Source organism: Bartonella sp. TT110JLCBS, assembly GCF_042193405.1.
GTDB lineage: Bacteria > Pseudomonadota > Alphaproteobacteria > Rhizobiales > Rhizobiaceae > Bartonella.
Map to the genome: position 1 here is coordinate 1 of NZ_JBHILT010000272.1, position 268 is coordinate 268.

Below are 268 nucleotides of genomic sequence, written 5' to 3' on the forward strand. Positions count from 1 at the left end.
GGGATTGGCTGAAATGAACGATCTTGCATCTGGGACCTCAAGTGCGTCAACAAAGCTTATTCATGGTGGGCTTCGTTATCTTGAACACTATGAGTTCAAACTTGTTCGTGAAGCATTGAAAGAACGCGAGATCATTTTACGCATGGCTCCACATATTGTGCGTCCTTTGCGTTTTCTCCTTCCTTATCATAAAGAATTGCGCCCTGCTTGGATGTTGCGTTTTGGACTTTTTATTTATGATTATTTAGGGAATTGGAATCAGAAATTG

Annotated in this window: 1 protein-coding gene; it reads left to right on the forward strand. The window is 41.0% G+C overall.

Features of this window, described 5'->3' with window-relative positions:
• A partial coding sequence (locus tag ACFILW_RS10885; RefSeq protein WP_375685840.1) for an FAD-dependent oxidoreductase occupies nucleotides 1–268 on the forward strand: 268 nt, incomplete at both ends.